The 15,541-nt window shown below is 71.6% G+C and carries 17 protein-coding genes; 16 read left to right on the forward strand and 1 reads right to left on the reverse strand.

What is annotated here, in order from left to right:
• Positions 1-40 precede the first annotated feature (40 nt).
• From MKW14_RS03080 to MKW14_RS03135, 12 genes are all read left to right on the forward strand, one after another.
• Entirely contained in the window at positions 41-940 is a 900-nt protein-coding gene (locus MKW14_RS03080) for an ACP S-malonyltransferase (protein WP_240858592.1), read from the forward strand.
• Positions 937-2,277, forward strand: a complete 1,341-nt coding sequence (locus MKW14_RS03085; RefSeq protein ID WP_240858593.1) for an acyltransferase domain-containing protein — start codon at positions 937-939, stop codon at positions 2,275-2,277. The genes MKW14_RS03080 and MKW14_RS03085 overlap by 4 nt, the downstream gene beginning before the upstream one ends.
• A 188-nt stretch (positions 2,278-2,465) precedes the next feature.
• Positions 2,466-2,840 (forward strand): TcmI family type II polyketide cyclase, encoded by a 375-nt coding sequence (locus MKW14_RS03090; protein WP_240858594.1) that lies wholly within the window; start codon positions 2,466-2,468, stop codon positions 2,838-2,840.
• On the forward strand, positions 2,837-3,592 hold the full coding sequence (locus MKW14_RS03095; RefSeq protein ID WP_240858596.1) for an SDR family oxidoreductase: 756 nt from the start codon (positions 2,837-2,839) through the stop codon (positions 3,590-3,592). Before MKW14_RS03090 ends, MKW14_RS03095 begins: the two co-directional genes overlap by 4 nt.
• A gap of 6 nt (positions 3,593-3,598) precedes the next feature.
• The gene (locus MKW14_RS03100; protein WP_240858597.1) at positions 3,599-4,531 is read left to right on the forward strand and encodes an amidohydrolase family protein; all 933 of its coding nucleotides are present in this window, start codon (positions 3,599-3,601) and stop codon (positions 4,529-4,531) included.
• Between the two features lie 46 nt (positions 4,532-4,577).
• Positions 4,578-5,315 (forward strand): SDR family NAD(P)-dependent oxidoreductase, encoded by a 738-nt coding sequence (locus tag MKW14_RS03105; RefSeq protein WP_240858598.1) that lies wholly within the window; start codon positions 4,578-4,580, stop codon positions 5,313-5,315.
• Positions 5,315-5,632 carry an antibiotic biosynthesis monooxygenase family protein gene (locus MKW14_RS03110; RefSeq protein ID WP_240858599.1) on the forward strand — a complete coding sequence of 106 codons (318 nt, stop codon included), beginning with the start codon at positions 5,315-5,317 and terminating at the stop codon, positions 5,630-5,632. The genes MKW14_RS03105 and MKW14_RS03110 overlap by 1 nt, the downstream gene beginning before the upstream one ends.
• On the forward strand, positions 5,629-5,946 hold the full coding sequence (locus tag MKW14_RS03115) for an antibiotic biosynthesis monooxygenase family protein (protein WP_240858600.1): 318 nt from the start codon (positions 5,629-5,631) through the stop codon (positions 5,944-5,946). The genes MKW14_RS03110 and MKW14_RS03115 overlap by 4 nt, the downstream gene beginning before the upstream one ends.
• Positions 5,943-6,956: an NAD-dependent epimerase/dehydratase family protein gene (locus MKW14_RS03120; protein WP_240858601.1), complete on the forward strand. Its 1,014-nt coding sequence runs from the start codon at positions 5,943-5,945 to the stop codon at positions 6,954-6,956. The genes MKW14_RS03115 and MKW14_RS03120 overlap by 4 nt, the downstream gene beginning before the upstream one ends.
• A 6-nt stretch (positions 6,957-6,962) precedes the next feature.
• Positions 6,963-8,210 (forward strand): MFS transporter, encoded by a 1,248-nt coding sequence (locus MKW14_RS03125; protein WP_240858602.1) that lies wholly within the window; start codon positions 6,963-6,965, stop codon positions 8,208-8,210.
• Positions 8,207-9,460: an FAD-dependent oxidoreductase gene (locus tag MKW14_RS03130; protein WP_240858604.1), complete on the forward strand. Its 1,254-nt coding sequence runs from the start codon at positions 8,207-8,209 to the stop codon at positions 9,458-9,460. The genes MKW14_RS03125 and MKW14_RS03130 overlap by 4 nt, the downstream gene beginning before the upstream one ends.
• On the forward strand, positions 9,453-10,877 hold the full coding sequence (locus MKW14_RS03135) for a cation:proton antiporter (protein WP_240858605.1): 1,425 nt from the start codon (positions 9,453-9,455) through the stop codon (positions 10,875-10,877). Before MKW14_RS03130 ends, MKW14_RS03135 begins: the two co-directional genes overlap by 8 nt.
• Before the next feature lie 37 nt (positions 10,878-10,914).
• Here the strand turns inward: MKW14_RS03135 and MKW14_RS03140 are convergent, their stop codons facing one another.
• A complete protein-coding gene (locus MKW14_RS03140) occupies positions 10,915-11,415 on the reverse strand; it encodes a flavin reductase family protein (protein WP_308314571.1) in 501 nt (166 codons plus the stop codon).
• A gap of 180 nt (positions 11,416-11,595) precedes the next feature.
• On the opposite strand from MKW14_RS03140, the gene MKW14_RS03145 reads away from it, so the two are divergent.
• The 4 genes from MKW14_RS03145 to MKW14_RS03160 all read left to right on the forward strand — a co-directional run bounded on the left by MKW14_RS03145 (position 11,596) and on the right by MKW14_RS03160 (position 15,530).
• Entirely contained in the window at positions 11,596-12,777 is a 1,182-nt protein-coding gene (locus MKW14_RS03145) for a glycosyltransferase (protein WP_240858607.1), read from the forward strand.
• 179 nt (positions 12,778-12,956) lie between these two features.
• On the forward strand, positions 12,957-13,298 hold the full coding sequence (locus MKW14_RS03150; protein WP_240858608.1) for a TcmI family type II polyketide cyclase: 342 nt from the start codon (positions 12,957-12,959) through the stop codon (positions 13,296-13,298).
• Entirely contained in the window at positions 13,295-15,004 is a 1,710-nt protein-coding gene (locus tag MKW14_RS03155) for an acetyl-CoA carboxylase carboxyltransferase subunit alpha (RefSeq protein WP_240858609.1), read from the forward strand. The genes MKW14_RS03150 and MKW14_RS03155 overlap by 4 nt, the downstream gene beginning before the upstream one ends.
• On the forward strand, positions 14,997-15,530 hold the full coding sequence (locus tag MKW14_RS03160; RefSeq protein WP_240858610.1) for an acetyl-CoA carboxylase biotin carboxyl carrier protein: 534 nt from the start codon (positions 14,997-14,999) through the stop codon (positions 15,528-15,530). The genes MKW14_RS03155 and MKW14_RS03160 overlap by 8 nt, the downstream gene beginning before the upstream one ends.
• The last annotated feature ends 11 nt before the right edge of the window (positions 15,531-15,541 follow it).

Consider the following 15,541-nt stretch of genomic DNA (forward strand, 5'->3'; position numbering starts at 1 on the left):
GCAGGACGACCGGGGGAGCCGCGCCGTCTACGGTTCAGGCGTGAGCCAACACGGAGCGGAAACGGCCGGAGTAGCCTTTCCCGGCCAGGCGATCGACCGGCGAGCGGTCGATGCGATCCTCGACGCCAACGCGGAAACGGCGCTGGTCGAGGCGCTGTTCGGCAGACTGGGGGTGACACGGGCCGCGGAGATCGACTTCGCGGACACCCGGGCAGGACAGCCATGCACCTATGCCGCGGGCCTGCTCTCGGCGTGGGGCCGGTTCGGTGAGCACGCCGACAACCCGGTGACGCTGGGCCACAGTCTCGGCGAGATGACCGCCCTGGTCTACGCCGGCGCCATCGACCCTCTCGACGGCCTTGAGCTGATGTTCGAGCTGGGGCAGGTCGGCCATGAGCAGGACCGTATACGTCCGAGCAGACTCGTCGTCCTGATGGGACTGGACCCCAGCGAGGTGGACTGGGTGTGCCGGCTCGCGGCGGCCGACACCAGCGGAGTGCTCGAACCGTCCGGATTCAACGGGCCCGCCCAGACGATCCTGTGCGGTGACGCCAAGTCCGCGCAACTGGCGGGTGACCTGGCCAGGAACCGTGGCGCGGTGGTACGGCTGCTGCCGATCCGCGGCGCCTACCACTGCTCGCTCATGGCGGAGGTACTGCCCCGCTGGCGCTCGGCGGTGGAGCGGGTGCGGTACCGGGATCCCCGTATCCCCGTGGTGTCCAGCGTGGACGGCCGGCGCCGGGTCAGCGCGGACGGACTGGCGGATCTGCTGACCCGGTGGCTGCTGCTGCCGGTGCGATGGAGCGACGCCATCACCGCGGCCGGAGAGGCCGGTGCCCGTGCGCTGTGGGACGCGGGCCCGGGGGACATCCTCCGCAACGTGGCCCGTCGGGGTTCCGCACTGCCCTTCGTACGCCTCGAATCGCTGGAGGTGCCATGAGCGGCCCCATGCTGCTCGCCTGGTCGGCCCGCGACGAGCGGGCGGAACCGAGACTGAGACGGAAGATACTCGACGAACTCGCCCGGCACCCGGGACATTCCGAGCGGCTGGACCGACTGCTCGACGACCACCGGGATCCGGACCTCCCCGTGCGCGGGGTGGCGGTGGTCAATGGTGCGGATCCCACGGATCCCACGGATCCCACCGATCAGGCGCTCGCGGCGGTCCGCGACGCCGCCGTGCGCACGGTCGCCCGGCACGGGCCACCTCGGCCGGTCGCCCTGATGCTGGACGGCCATGGAGCCCAGCACGTCCGCATGGGCGCCCAACTGTACGGGGCCGAGCCCGAGTTCACGCGGTGGATGGATCATGTGTTCGCCGCCTTCGGCGCGCACGGCGGCGTGCTGCGGACCGACTGGCTGGCGGAGCACCCCGTCATCCCCGTCGACGCCGCCGAACGCGGACAGCCCCTGCTGTTCGCCCTGGGGTACGCGCTCGCCCGTACTGTCGAGAGCTGGGGTGTGCGGCCGGCCGCGCTCGTGGGCCACAGTGTCGGCGAGCTGGCCGCGGCAGCGGTCGCCGGGGTCATCGACCCGGCGGACGCCGCGTCACTGCTCGCGGCGCGCGGCGCCGCCTACCGCGACGCGGTACCGGGCGGGCTGCTGGCCGTGGCGGCTCCCGCCGGGCAGCTGACCAAGTTCCTCGACGGCGAGGTGTGCGTAGGTGTCGTCAACGGGCCGCATCAGACCATGCTCGCCGGTACCGAGGAGGGACTGGACAGCGTGGCACCACGCCTGAAGGCGGCCGGGTACACCGCTATCCGGGCGCGGATCCCGTTGCCGTTCCACTCCCCGCTGCTCGCGCCGCTCGCCGAGACATCGCAGGCGGCTCTGGCAAGGACGGTGCTCCGGCCGCCAGGGACCGACGTCTACTCCACGATCACCGCGCGCCGGCTGCGGCCGGAAGAGGCCACCGACCCCGCCTTCTGGTCGGCGCAGGTGTGCCGCCCCGTGCTGTTCGGGCCGGCCCTCGACGCGCTGTTGAGCGAGCGGGACGTCCTCCTGATCGAGGCGGGCCCGGGCCGCATGCTGACGAACCTGGCACGGCGTCACGCCGCTGTCGTGGAAGGGCGCAGCGCCGTCGCCGCCATGCTGCCGCAGCGCCAGGGCGGGCCCGGCGCGGACCGCCGTGCGCTCTTGGACGCCGCGGCGGCCTGCTGGCTGGAGGGGCACCCCCTCGACTGGCGTGCCGTGTCCGTTCGGGGGGACGTCTCCCACTCCGGTAGGAGGCAGGGAGCCGTCCCGCCGACGGGCGACAGCCGTGACGTGCCCGCCTAGTGTCTTCCCTGTTCCGCGGTGGACCGGAAGTCGGGAGTACGACGACCGGACCCCCGGCCGCGGATGACAGTCCTGGGCCGACGCCCGGTGGATCTCGTGCACTTGGAATCCGGTTCCCGACTCGCCGGATCCCGCCTCAGCACCACTCGTCACCACGCTTCTCATCACCACGCGTCTCAGGAGGAGACATGCAGCGTTATGCCGTCACGTTCCGTGTTCGTCCCGGTACGGAGGAGGACGTCGCCGACCTGCTGGCCAGCTACGACCCGCCCAACCCGGAGATCGACGCCGAGACCCGGCTGCTGAGCACCTCGGTGTTCATGAAGGACCAGCAGATCGTGCGGATGATCGAGTTCGAGGGTGACTTCCGCAAGGTGATGGCCCACCTCTCGCAGGACCCCAGCATCCAGTACGTGGAGCGGGAGCTGGACAAGTACCTGGTCGACGAGGACCGCCGGGACATGTCCAACCCGCAGGGCGCCAAAGAGTTCTTCACCCGCGCGCTGATGCGGACCGTCACCACGCGCGTCCCCGAGGGCTACGGCACGGTGAAGCCGGCATGAGCGACTCACGCGTATTCCTGGTCACCGGTCCCACCGGGGACATGGGGGAGGCGGTGACGGCTCGGCTGGCCGCCTCCGGTCACCGGCTGATGCTGGCCGCCCGCAACGAGGCCCGACTGAAGGAGATCGCCGAGTCCGCGGATGCGGGCGACCGGATCGCCACCGTCGTAGCGGACACGACGGAGCCGCTGCGGGCCCGGCAGGCCGTCTCCGAGACGATCGACCGGTTCGGCCGTATCGACGGACTGGTCCATCTCGTCGGCGGGTTCCACATAGGCCCCGTCATGCTCACCGACCTCGACGCCTACCAGCGCATGTACCGGGCCAACGTGCTGTCCGCGGTGGCGGCCACGCAGGCGGTGCTGCCGCAGCTGGAGGGCGGCGGCCATCTGGTCTTCCTGAGCTCGGTGCTCGCGAGCGAGCCCTTCCCGGGCTTCGGTGCGTACGCCGCCGGCAAGGCCGCGCTCCAGGCCTGGGTGAAGTCCCTGTCCCACGAGGTCAAGGGCCGGGGCGTGCACGCGCACACGGTCGTGATGACGATGGCCGACACCCAGCGGGCGCGCGCACAACGGCCGCACATGAACTTCGAGCAGGCGACCAAGCCGACCGCCGTCGCCGACGTCATCGACTTCCTGGTCGGCCCGGGCGCCGACGGCATGTACGGGGCGACGGTGCCGGTCCTCGGCAAGCTGGAGTTCACCACCTCCCTGATGGCGGCCCCGCCCGGGGCGCCGAAGCTCGACCGGCTGTGAGTGCCGATGTTCATCGACATTCACGGACATCTCAGCCCGCCCGGTGAGAAGGGCGGCGGCCCGCCGAGTCTGCGTGACCCGGAGGCCGTCATCGCCCGAAAACGGGCGCTGGGCATCGAGCTCACCGTGATCGGCAGCCCGGTGGGGGCAGGCGTGATGCTGCCCCTGCCGGACATCGACAACTACCGGCAGACCGCGGACCAGGTACGGGCCCACAACGAACTCATGGCCGAACTGGTCGACCGTCACCCGCAGTCCCTGCGCACCTACGCCTACCTTGACCCGACCGGCGACGAGCGCATGCTGACCCAGGCACAGGAACTGCTCAAGGACTGGCGGTTCGTGGGCTTCGTCGTCAACTCCAGCATCAACGACGAGTATCTGAGCTCACCGCGCGCCGAGCAGTTCTTCGCCATGGCGAGCGAACTGGCCGTGCCCGTACTGCTGCACCCGCCGGCCCGGCCCGTCGGCGCCGCGAGCCTCGGCGACTTCGGCATGGTGGAGCACGTCGGACGGTTCAACGACGTCACCGCCGGACTGGCCGCCCTGCTGCGCGCCGGCGCGCCGCAGAAGTACCCCGGCCTGGTGCTGGTGGCGGCCGCGGGCGGCGGGGCTGTCGCCCAACTCGCCGAGAAACTCGATCTCGCCGCCGTACCGCGAGGCGGCGGCGAGCCCGAGTTCCTCCCCAGCGAGGGACTGCGCCGGATCCACGTCGACACCTCCTGCCCCAGCCCGCACAACCTCGCGGCCAACCTGGCGGTGCTCGGCGCGGACCGGGTCCTGTTCGGTACCGACGCACCGCCTCTGATGGAGGCGCTCGAACCCACGCTGCGCCTGGTGACCGGGGCCGGCCTGTCCGCCGCGGATCTGGACCGCGTCACCCGCCTCAACGCCCTGGAGCTGTACGGCCTGCAGTCCTCGCCCACGCCGGTTTCGTGACCGGATGAACCGGAGAACAGGAGTCGCGGAATGGACAGTGATCCGAATGGACAGTGATCTGAAAGGCAAACGCGTGCTCGTGACCGGCGGCACGCGCGGCATAGGCCGCTCCATCGTTCTGGCCTTCGCCGCGCGGGGCGCCACCGTGCACACCTGCGGCCGCACCGACGGCGAGGCGGCCGCGGCCCTGCGCACTGACCTTGGGCAGTACGGCGGCGAGCACGTCGTCCACGCCGCCGACGTGGCCGACCCCGCCCAGTGCCGCTCGCTCGTCACGGCCGCGACCGAGGCGCTCGGCGGCCTCGACGTCCTCGTCAACAACGCGGGCGTCGTTAGCCACCGCACCCTCGACGAACTCGACGGGGACGAGTGGAGCCGCGTCCTCGACACCAACCTGCGCGGCACCTTTGAGGTGACCCGGGCGGCGCTGCCCGCGTTGGGCGAGGGCGGCTCGGTCATCAACATCGCCTCTGCCGTGGCCATGATCGGCATGGTCGCGCGCACCCACTACACCGCGTCCAAGGCGGCGGTCTACGGCTTCACTCGCTCCCTGTGCAAGGAGGCCGGGCCGCGCGGCATCCGGGCCAACGTGGTGGCCCCGGGGATCATCGAGACCGACCAGGCGGCGGGGCTGACCGGAGAGGTGCGCAAGCGGTACGAGGCGCTGGCCGCCCTGGGCCGCCTGGGCACCCCGGAGGACGTCGCCGACGTGGTGCTGTTCCTCGCCGGCGACGGCGCCCGGTTCGTCTCCGGCCAGACGATCGTCGTCGACGGAGGCATCTGATGGGCGACGCGCGCACGGTGCGCGCTGTGCTGACGATGACGGTGTCGCCGCAGGCCGCCGACGCCTTCGAGCGGGAATGGGCGGCCGTCGCCGCCTGGATCCAGCACCAGTCCGGCTGCCTGCGCCAGACCCTGTGCCGCCGGCCCGGCACCGAGGAGATCACCTATGTGATCACCTCCGACTGGTCCGACCGCGCCACCTACCACCGTTTCGAGACCAGCGAACGACAGGACACCGCGACCGCGGGACTGCGCGCCATGCGCACCACGGCGCGCATGGACGTCCTCGACATCGTCGAACACAAGGAGGCCTCATGAGTGTCTACGTCATGGTGTCCGCGCGTATCAAGCCCGGTACCTCGCAGGAGTTCGAGCGGGCCTTCGAGGAGGTGCGCGCCAAGGTCGGCGGCACCCCGGGCCACCTCGGCGAGCAGCTGCTGCGGCACAGCGAGGACCCCGAGCGCTACACCCTGCTCGGGCACTGGGAGAGCACCGAGAAGTTCCTCGCCTGGGAGGACGCCCCCATCCACCGGGAGAACACCGTCCCGCTGCGCCCGTTCTGGGCGGGCGCCGTCGAGCGCGTTATCCACGAGGTCGCCGTCGACCGCGCGAGTACCGAGGCCAGGCCGTGATATCCGGCGACAGCGGTACGACGACGGTCCCGGCCGGGCGCCGGGCCGTCGTCACCGGCGCCGCCGGGTTTATCGGATCCCACCTGTGCGAGGCGCTGCTGGCGGCCGGCTGGCTGGTGACCGGCGTCGACCACCTGTGCGGCCACCCGGCCGAGGTGACCGCCCGCAACCTCCGTACGCTGCGCCCCGACCCGCGGTTCGTGCTGGTCCGCGCCGATCTGGCCACCGCCGAGCTGGAACCCCTGCTGTACGGCACGGACACGGTGTTCCACCTGGCCGCGCGGCCGGGAGTGCGGGCCTCGTGGGGCGAGGACTTCGCCGAGTACGCCGACAGCAACGTCCTGGGCACCCACCGCCTGCTCGACGCGGCGGGGCGCGCGGGTGTCCGGCGCGCGGTGATCTCGTCGTCCTCCAGTGTCTACGGCGGCGCGGAGGACGGCGCGACGGCGGAATCGAGGCTGCCGGCCCCGCTGTCGCCGTACGGCGCGACCAAGCTGATGACCGAACAGCTCGCACTGGCCCACGCCCGCCGGCCGGGCGCGGTCACCAGCGTGGTGGCCCTGCGCTACTTCACGGTGTACGGGCCCAGGCAGCGCGAGGAGATGGCCATCACCCGGATGATCGAGTCCGCGCTCACGGGCCGGCCGTTCACCGTGTACGGGGACGGGCTGCAGCGCCGCGACTTCACCTTCGTGTCCGACGCGGTGCGGGCGAACCTGCTCGCAGCCGAGGTGGACGCACGGGCCGTCGCCGTCAACACCGGCAGCGGTAAGACCGTCACCGTGCTGGAGCTCATCCGGCTCATCGGCGAGGTGGTGGGACGGCCCGTACGGTACGAGCACGGGCCGGCCGCCGACGGGGACGCGCGCAGCACCCATGCCGACCTGACCGCGGCGGCGGAACTGCTCGCCTACGCGCCCACCGTCGATCTGCGCACCGGGCTGCGTCACCAGGCCGAGTGGATGCGCTCGGCCGCCGGGCCGCGTGCGCTGCAGCCGGTAGGCGGGTGACGCCGTATGCTCCCCGCGCTGCGCAACCGCAACTACCGCATGTGGCTGATAGGGCTGTCCGTCGCGAACATCGGCACCTGGATGCAGCGGACGGCCCAGGACTGGCTGGTCCTCGAACTCACCGGCAAGTCCGGGACCGCCCTGGGCACGGTCACCGGCCTGCAGTTCCTGCCCATCCTGCTGGTGGGACCGGTGGGCGGCATGCTCGCCGACCGGCTCCCCCGGCGCAGACTGCTGCTGTGGACGCAGCTGGTGGCGGGGGCGTGCGGGGTCGCGCTGGGCGCCCTCGTCCTCGGCGGGGCGGTGCACACCTGGCACGTCTACCTGATCGCCCTGCTCCTGGGGCTCGTCAACGCGGTGTTCCAGCCCACCGTGCAGGCCTTCGTACTGGAGCTTGTGACCCGCGAGGAGGTGCCCAGTGTGGTCGGCCTGTCCGGCGGTTCCTTCCACGCCGCCAGGCTGGTCGGCCCCGGGCTGGCCGGTGCGCTGATCGCCGCCACGGGCACCGGGCCGGTGTTCCTCATCGCCGCCGCCACGGTGCTCTCGCCCGTCACCGCACTGTTGCGGATGGACCCAGCCGGACTCCACGAGGTCCCGGCCGAACGGAGCGGACTGTCGATGATCGTCGACGGGCTGCGCTACGCGGTACGGGATCCGGGGATCCGGCTGGTCCTCGGCGTCACCGCGTTCGTGGGGACCCTGTCGGCGAACACACAGATCACCAACGCCCTCATGGCGACCAAGGAATTCGGCCGCGGAGCACAGGAGTACGGCCTGCTGGGCTCGGTGGTCGCCATCGGCTCGCTGGCCGGAGCGGCGCTGGCGGCACGCCGCAAGACGGTGCCGCTCTGGTTCGTCGCGGCCAGCGCGCCCGCGTTCGCCGCGGCGAACCTGGTGTCCGGCCTCATGCCGGGCTATGTGTGGTTCGCCGTGGCGCTGGTACCGGTGGGCGTCGCACAGCTGACGTTCATCACCGCCGCCAACTCCAGCTTGCAACTGCGGTCGGCCCCGGAGATGCGCGGGCGCGTCATGGCGCTGTTCATGATGCTCACCATGGGCACCACCACCATCGGCGCCCCGCTGGTGGGCTGGCTCGCGCAGGCATGGGGGGCACGCGCCGCGCTCGTCGGCATCAACCTCGCCGCCCTGCTGGGCGCGGCCTTCGTACTCCTGCTGCACCGGCCCGCCATGAGGTCCCTGCGGGCCGAGGAACACAAGGACGGACACAGGGAGGTCGAGGTGGGGATGACATGAACCCCGGCACGGCACAAGAGACAGGATGCGTGATCGCCGGGGGCGGACCGGCCGGGGTCGTGCTCGGCTGGCTGCTGGCCCGCGCTGGCGTCGAGGTGGTGGTACTGGAGAAGTACGCCGACTTCCGCCGCGACTTCCGCGGGGACACCGTGCACGCGTCCACCCTGCAGATCATGGACGACCTGGGGGTCGGCGACGAGTTCCTGGCCATCCCGCACCAGCGCGAGTCGTCGGTGCTCGCGGTGACCGACGACGGCGAGATGCCCCTCGCCGACTTCTCCGACCTGCGCACCAAGTACCCGTTCATCGCCTACATGCCCCAGTGGGACCTCCTCGACTTCGTCACGTCGCAGGCCCGCCAATACCCCTGGTTCCGTATCGAGATGAACGCGCGGGCGACCGGCCTGATCGAAGCGGACGGCCGGATCACCGGGGTGCGCTACGTGCAGAACGGCACCGAACGCGAACTGCGCGCTCCGCTGACGGTTGCCGCCGACGGGCGGCACTCGGTGCTGCGCGCGGACGCGGGCCTGCCGGTGCGAGAGTTCGGCACGCCGATGGATCTGCTGTGGTTCCGGCTGACGAGGAAGGACACCGACCCCGCCCGCACCTTCGCCCGGCTGAGCCGGGGCAGCATGGTGGCGATGATCCACCGCGGCGACTACTGGCAGGCCGCCTACGTCATTCCCAAGGGAACCGCCGAAGCCTGGTCCGACGCCGCCCGCCTCGACCAGTTCCGCCGGCGGATCGAGACGCTCATCCCGTGGCTCGGCGGCCGTACCACGGAGATCACCTCCTGGGACGACGTGCACGAACTGGACGTACGGCTGGACCGTGCGGAGCGGTGGTACCGCGACGGGTTCCTCGCCATCGGCGACGCGGCCCATGCGATGTCCGTGGTCGGCGGCGTCGGCATCAACCTTGCCGTCCAGGACGCGGTCGCCGCGGCGCGCATCCTCGCCCCGGCACTGATCACCGGCCGGGTCGACAAGCGCCTGCTCGCGCGCGTGCAGAAACGCCGGTCGCTGCCGACCGCGCTGACCCAGCGGCTGCAGCGGACCATCCAGGACCGCTTCCTGACGCCGCTGCTCGCGGGGCAGACCGAGGGCCGGCCGCCGGCCATCCTGCGCGCGCTGTTCCGGCTCGGTCCGCTGCAGCGTGCCAAGGCACGGATCGTCGCGGTGGGGTTCCGCCCGGAGCGGGCGACCGGACTTCCCCAGGTGAAGAAGGAGGTGTACGGCGGTGGCTGACACCCAGGCCGTCGCACGGCCCCCGCTCTCCGTCCGCCTCGGCCGCCTCGCCCTGCGCCAGGGGACGCTGGTGGTCCTGCCCGTGGCCGGGGCCCTGCTGTTGCTGCTGCACGCCCGGTCCGTGGGGACGGTCGGCGGCATCACGCAGTCGACCGCCGCGAGCGGTCCCGATCCGATACCCAAGCTGCTGATGGTCCTGCCGGTGATCCTGCTGGCGTGCCGGGCGTGCGCGGTGCTGTTCGCCCTGATCGGGCAGCCCCAGGTGGTCGGCGAGATCTTCGCCGGCTTCCTGCTGGGCCCGTCGCTGCTGGGCTTCGTCTGGCCCGCCGCGTACTCCTGGCTGTTCCCGGCCTACCTGGCACCGGCGCTGAACGTCCTGGCCCAGGTGGGGCTCGTGCTGTTCATGTTCCTCGTCGGGTACGAACTGGACGTCGGGCTGCTGCGCGGCCGCAGTGAGGCCCTGATGACGGTCAGCCAGGCGAGCATGGCGATCCCCTTCGCCGGCGGTGTCCTGCTCGCGACCGCGATGTACGGGTCGCTGGCGCCGCCCGGCGTGTCCCTGCTGACGTTCGCGCTGTTCATCGCCGTCTCCATGAGCGTGACCGCGTTCCCGGTGCTGGCCAGTGTGCTGGTCGAACGAGGCCTGGACCGGACCCTGCTCGGGGCGATGGCGCTGGCGTGCGCTGCCCTGAACGACGTCGCGGCCTGGTGCCTGCTGGCCGTGGTCGTGGCCATCGCGACCAGTGCCTCGCTCGGCGGGGTGGCCGTCACCCTGGCGCTTCTGTTGGCGTACGTCCTGGTGATGTCCCTGTTCGTCCGGCCGCTGCTGGTCCGCCTGGTCCGCGCCGGCCTGCCACAGGGCGTGCTGCTGCCTGTCATCCTGTCGGCGGTGCTGCTCTCGGCCCTGGCCACGGAGGAGATCGGAGTGCATCCGATCTTCGGCGCGTTCCTGCTCGGCGTGGTGACACCGCGTGGTGAGCAGGACGTGAACCGGGCGATGACACCCGTGCACACCTTCACCACGACGCTGCTGCTGCCGCTGTTCTTCGTCTCCACTGGGCTGCGCACCAGGTTCGGACTGCTCGGCTCGGACCCGCGCCTGTGGGGCTGGTGCCTGCTGGCCCTCGGCGTGGCGGTCATGGGTAAGGGCGTGGGCAGCACCGTCGCGGCCCGCGCGGCCGGCGTCGACCGGCGGTCCGCGCTGTCCCTCGGCGCGCTGCTGAACTGCCGCGGACTGACCGAACTCGTGGTGCTGAGCATGGGGTTGGACCTAGGCGTGATCGACTCGACGGTGTTCGCGATGCTCGTGATGATGACGCTGGTGTCCACCGTGATGACGGCACCCGCGCTCAGCCTGATCGAACGCATGGTGCGGGCCCCCGAGGGATCCCCAGGATCCGCACGCGCCGCGACCTGACCGGCCGGGGGGTCCTTCGGGACCCCCCGGCCGCGTCTCAGGCGAGCTCGCGGTAGCCGCCCCCATGGAACAGCAGCGGCCGGCCGGAGCCGAGGGGATGGGCGGCGACGACCCGACCCAGGACGATGTCGTGGTCGCCGGTCGGCAGCACCTGGTGCGTCAGGCACTCCAACACCGCGTGCGCTCCGCCCAGCACCGGTGACCGGGTCACGCCCGGACGCCAGCGCACCGCGCCGAACCGGTCGTACCCCGGCCGGGCGAACTGCCGGGACAGCTCTTCCTGGCCCTCCGCCAGCACGTTCACCGCGAACGCGGTGGCAGCCGAGAAGGGCTCGTGCAGTTGCGACTGGTGCCGGACACAAAACAGCACGACCGGCGGGGTGAGGGAGACCGAGCAGAACGAGTTGACCGTCATGCCGAGCGGTCCCCGACCGGTCGGCACAGTGATCACCGCGACACCCGTGGCGAATTGTCCGAGGACGGTACGGAGATGGTCGCCGTCCACTTCGGAATCTAGCGCGAACATATCTGTAGTCATATCGCCAGGATAGCTGGGAAATCCCACCGGAGCCTCATCCGGAGAGGGCTTAAGAACTCTCCTCCATACGGGGGAGATATTCCCGCCGCAGTGCCATGGCGGGCGGATGCGGCCGGAGGAAGTGAACCCGGAAAAGGCTCTCTAGAATCACCGGTGAATCCGGAAGGAAAAGGGGGCGAGATGCGAATTCTCTTCACGTGCGTACCGGGAGCCGCGCATTTCCACGCGATGCTGCCGCTGGTCCGTGCGGCGCACACGGCAGGACACACGGTCGCCGTGGCGACCGCCGAAACGTTCGGCGCGGCCTTCACCCGCGAGGGCATCGAACTGCTGCCGTCGGGGGTGGACTGGTCCCAGTCCGACCCCACGTCCCTGCCGCAGTTCCATCAGAGCTCCGGACCCCCGATCAGGGCGTTCGCCGAGGTTGCCGGCATGGGCATGGTCGACGACCTGGTGGCCCACGCCCGCACCTTCGAGCCGGACCTGATGGTGTGGGACGCCATGGAGTTCGGCGGCTGGGTCGCGGCCGAACTGCTCGGCCTGCCGCAGGCCGCCGCCGCCTCAGCGATGGGCACCCCGCGCCCCGTGATGCAGGCGATGGCCGGGGACGCGATCGCGGCCCTGGCCGCCAAGTACCGGCTGCCCGAGGATCCGCAGCTGCACCGCATGTTCAGCCACCTCTACCTGCACCGCAAGCCGCGCACCCTGGACCTGCCCTACGGAGAGCGGCTCGCCCAGGAGTTCCGCTACCGGCCCGACATGTTCGACGCACCGGCACCCCCCGCTCCCGACTGGCTCAAAGCGGCCGACGGGCCGCCGCTCGTCCACCTGTCCCTGGGCACGACCTTCGTCGGCACCCCGGGCGCCCGCGCCGTGCACCGGACCGTGCTGGAGGCGCTGGCCGACGAGCCGGTGCGGCTCGTGGTCTCCACGGGCCGGGGCGCGGACCCGGCGGAGTACGGCAGCGTGCCGTCCAACACCCGGCTGGTCCCCTACGTCGATCACCGTGCCCTGCTGCCCCGCTGCGCCGTGTTCCTCAGCCACGGCAGCTTCAGCTCGATCCTCGTCGCCATCGCCGCTGCCGTGCCGTTGTGCTTCCTGCCGATGGGCGCCGACCAGCCGGTGGTCAGCATGCACCTGGCCAATCTGGGACTCGGCGTGAACCTCGCAAACGTGTACACCCCACCGGCACCGTCGCTGGACCCCGCCACCCTCACCCCGGACGCGGTGCGCAAGGCCGTACGCACCGTGATCGACGACCCCGGGTACGCCGAGGCGGCCTCCCTGGTGCGCGACGACTTCCGCCGACTGCCGCCCGTCTCCGCGGTGGTCGAACGCCTGGAGGCACTGGCCGGCGGGTGAGGGCGGGTGCGGAGAAATCCCCCCGCTTTTTCTGCGCACCATCGCCCTGTCTCCGTCCAACGGGGGAAGGAAACCGTCCTCCGTCGGACACGGGGATTCATCACCGGGGCGGGCGACGGCAGCGGGACGGGAAATTACGTTGTGAATCCAGAGACTGAGAGTCGGACCGAGGGGGTCTCATGCCAGACCGTGCGCTCATTGTCGCCCGGATGCAGCCGGAGAACGCCGAGCACATCGCCCAGCTGTTCGCAGAATCCGATTCCGGCCAGTTGCCGAATCTGCTCGGCGTGCGGCGCAGGCACCTGTTCGGGTACCGGGATCTCTACTTCCACTACGTCGAATTCGAAGGGGACCACCGATCGGCGCTGCGCGACGCCGCCGGCCGGGAGGACTTCCAGGAACTCAGCCGCCGGCTGCGGCCGTTGGTCGACCCCTACGACCCGGACTCCTGGAAGAGCCCCGGCGACGCCCTCGCCGTCGAGTTCTACCACTGGACCCCGGACGGCGGGGGACGCCGATGACCACCACCGCCGAACCGCCCGTCGTCCTCCCGGTTGACGAGCCGAAATGGGCCCGGTGCCGGGGCTGCGGCAGGCCCGCCTACCTGCCACGGCTGCGCCGGGATCTGGGAGTGTGCCGCGAGTGCGGACACCACGGCCGACTGCGCGCCGCTGAGCGCCTCGACCAGCTGCTGGACCCCGGTTCGTTCACTCCGTCCGGCACCAGCTACCGCAGCGTGGACGTGCTCGGCTTCACCGACTCACGGCCCTACGGGGAACGGCTGCGCGCCGCCCGGGAGCGGACGGGGCTCGACGACGCCGTGCTCAGCGGCACCGGCGAGATCGCGGGCCGGCCCGTTCTGGTCGCCGTCATGGACTTCGCCTTCATGGGCGGCAGCATGGGCGCCGCCGTCGGGGAGGCCGTCACCACGGCCGCCGAGCGAGCCCTCGACCTGAGGATCCCGCTGCTGGTGGTCACCGCCTCGGGCGGGGCCCGGATGCAGGAGGGGGCCGTCTCCCTGATGCAGATGGCCAAGACCAGCTACGCCTTCGCCCGGCTGCGCCGCCACGGCGTGCCCAGCATCTGCCTGCTGACCGATCCCACGTACGGCGGGGTCACCGCGTCCTTCGCCACGCTGGGTGACATCCTCGTCGCGGAGTCGGGTGCGGCCGTCGGCTTCGCCGGTCCCGAGGTGATCGCCAAGGCGACCGGGAAGCGGTTGCCCGACGGGTTCCAGCGCGCGGAGTACCTTCTCGAACACGGCATGCTCGACCGCGTCGAGCCGCGGACAGGGCTGCGCGGACTGCTCGGTCGGCTGCTGGCCCTGCTGGCCGGAGACCCGGCGACGGACGACGCCGGGGCGGCCCCGGCGGACGCGGAGCCGCTGACCGACCCCGAGGCCCTGGCCGCCCGGCCCGCCTGGGACACCGTGCGCACTGCACGCGACCCGCGACGGCCCACCACGCTGGATCACATCGGCATGATCGCCGACGACTTCGTGGAACTGCACGGTGACCGCCTCTACGCCGACGACCCATCCGTGGTCGGCGGCCTGGCGGCCGTGGGCGGACACACCGTCATGCTGATCGGCCATCAGAAGGGCCACGACACCCAGGAACTGGTCCGCCGCAACTTCGGTATGCCCCAGCCCGAGGGCTACCGCAAGGCCCTGCGACTGATGCAACTGGCCGACCGGCTCGGCATCCCGGTCGTCACCCTCGTCGACACCCAGGGCGCCTATCCGGGGCTTGGCGCCGAGGAACGCGGACAGGCCTGGGCGATCGCCGAGTCGATCCTCGGCATGGCCGAACTGACCGTTCCCGTCGTCTCGGTGATCCTCGGCGAGGGCGGCAGCGGCGGTGCGCTGGCCCTCGCCGTGGCCGACCGGGTGCTCATGCTGGAGAACGCCTGCTACTCCGTCATCAGCCCGGAGAGCTGCTCGACGATCCTCTTCGGCGACCCCTCGCACGCGGCCCCGGTCGCCGAGGCGCTCCGGCTGACCGCGCCCGAACTGCTGCGGCTCGGCGTGGTGGACGCCGTACTGCCCGAGCCTCCCGGCGGGGCGCAGGCGGCGCCGGCCGTCATGGCGGCGACCCTGCGGCACGCCATCGTCCAGGCCCTCGACGAGCCGCCCGCCGCCCGGCCCGGCGAGCCGGGACGGTCGCGGTACGAGAGGTTCCGGAGGCTCGGCACTCCGCATACGGACACAGGGGATCACGATGACTGACCGGGCGGGGACGACCGACAGGACCGGAGCGAACGGCGCGGCGGCAACCAGGATCATGCTGCCCGACACCGCTCAGGACCGCGACGAGCAGCGGCTGAGGCTGCTGCGCGAGGAGATCGGCAAGCTGGTCCGCGACCTGCCCGGCACGCTCACCGCGGTGACCGGACGTGTCGGCGAGGCGCAGCTGGAGGTCGCCTGGACCACGGCCGCAGCCGCGCCGTCGGCCGCCCCCGGGGCGCCGACCGAGCCGGCCCTGCCCGCCGAGCCGCAGCCCGTGACGGGCCGGGCCGTCACGGCCCCGCTGGTCGGGACGTTCTACCGGGCCCCCGAGCCCGGCGCCCGGCCGTTCGTCGAGGCCGGCGACCGGGTCGTGGCCGGCCAGACGATCGGAATCGTCGAGGCGATGAAGCTGATGAACCACGTCGCCTCCGAGTGGGACGGCGTGGTGACCGAGATCCTGGCCGAGGACGCGATGGCCGTGGAGTACGGACAGGTACTCCTGCGCATCGAGCCGGACGAGACCTGAGACAGGGCTGG

Origin of the sequence: Streptomyces gilvus (assembly GCF_022513565.1) — a bacterium.
Classification (GTDB): Bacteria; Actinomycetota; Actinomycetes; order Streptomycetales; family Streptomycetaceae; genus Streptomyces; species Streptomyces gilvus.

Bases quoted from the DNA above. Each gene is read 5' to 3' on its own strand.
- MKW14_RS03090 (WP_240858594.1), top strand. From the start codon at position 2,466: ATGCAGCGTTATGCCGTCACGTTCCGTGTTCGTCCCGGTACGGAGGAG.
- MKW14_RS03150 (WP_240858608.1), top strand. From the start codon at position 12,957: ATGCCAGACCGTGCGCTCATTGTCGCCCGGATGCAGCCGGAGAACGCC.
- MKW14_RS03105 (WP_240858598.1), top strand. From the start codon at position 4,578: ATGGACAGTGATCTGAAAGGCAAACGCGTGCTCGTGACCGGCGGCACG.
- MKW14_RS03160 (WP_240858610.1), top strand. From the start codon at position 14,997: ATGACTGACCGGGCGGGGACGACCGACAGGACCGGAGCGAACGGCGCG.
- MKW14_RS03110 (WP_240858599.1), top strand. From the start codon at position 5,315: ATGGGCGACGCGCGCACGGTGCGCGCTGTGCTGACGATGACGGTGTCG.
- MKW14_RS03085 (WP_240858593.1), top strand. From the start codon at position 937: ATGAGCGGCCCCATGCTGCTCGCCTGGTCGGCCCGCGACGAGCGGGCG.
- MKW14_RS03140 (WP_308314571.1), bottom strand. From the start codon at position 11,415: ATGACTACAGATATGTTCGCGCTAGATTCCGAAGTGGACGGCGACCAT.
- MKW14_RS03095 (WP_240858596.1), top strand. From the start codon at position 2,837: ATGAGCGACTCACGCGTATTCCTGGTCACCGGTCCCACCGGGGACATG.
- MKW14_RS03130 (WP_240858604.1), top strand. From the start codon at position 8,207: ATGAACCCCGGCACGGCACAAGAGACAGGATGCGTGATCGCCGGGGGC.
- MKW14_RS03100 (WP_240858597.1), top strand. From the start codon at position 3,599: ATGTTCATCGACATTCACGGACATCTCAGCCCGCCCGGTGAGAAGGGC.
- MKW14_RS03115 (WP_240858600.1), top strand. From the start codon at position 5,629: ATGAGTGTCTACGTCATGGTGTCCGCGCGTATCAAGCCCGGTACCTCG.
- MKW14_RS03145 (WP_240858607.1), top strand. From the start codon at position 11,596: ATGCGAATTCTCTTCACGTGCGTACCGGGAGCCGCGCATTTCCACGCG.
- MKW14_RS03125 (WP_240858602.1), top strand. From the start codon at position 6,963: ATGCTCCCCGCGCTGCGCAACCGCAACTACCGCATGTGGCTGATAGGG.
- MKW14_RS03155 (WP_240858609.1), top strand. From the start codon at position 13,295: ATGACCACCACCGCCGAACCGCCCGTCGTCCTCCCGGTTGACGAGCCG.